The sequence below is a fragment of the Pseudovibrio sp. POLY-S9 genome, assembly GCF_001431305.1.
Classification (GTDB): Bacteria; Pseudomonadota; Alphaproteobacteria; order Rhizobiales; family Stappiaceae; genus Pseudovibrio.
In genome coordinates this window covers 40,108-40,487 of record NZ_LCWX01000165.1, presented here as the reverse complement: position 1 = coordinate 40,487, position 380 = coordinate 40,108, and the positions used below count along the sequence as shown (strand labels likewise).

Annotated in this window: 1 protein-coding gene; it reads right to left on the bottom strand. The window is 53.4% G+C overall.

Features of this window, described 5'->3' with window-relative positions; translation table 11 throughout:
* Window positions 1–334 (bottom strand): TetR/AcrR family transcriptional regulator (locus PPL9_RS33370; protein ID WP_348271974.1); only part of this gene is annotated, 334 nt, incomplete at its 3' end.
* Window positions 335–380 lie beyond the last annotated feature (46 nt).

Sequence of the window (380 nt, the reverse complement as noted above, 5' to 3'; positions counted from 1 at the left end):
TCTTTGCATGCCTTTGGGTTTGGGGGATTTGAGAAAACAGTTGCTCGACGTACTCCAGACGCCGCTGATCAATTTTACTCATATAGGCGCCGGCGAGATCATCAAACTGGGCCCAGTTGCGGATCGCGGCGGAAACGCCGGTTGCACCATACTCTAATGAGACCTCACTTGCTGCAATCTCGATCAGATCATAGAGGCGCTGTTTGGGGGCGGGGCTGCCTGCATCGACCTGCGCGATGATTTGTTGTGTGGCTAATTGCTCCCAATGGTCCAGCATTGCTTTTTTCAAAGCAGCGACATCCTTGAAGTGCCAATAGAACGAGCCCTTGCTCACCTTCAGTGTTCTGGCAAGCGCTTCGGCCTTCAGGCTCTGAGGTCCA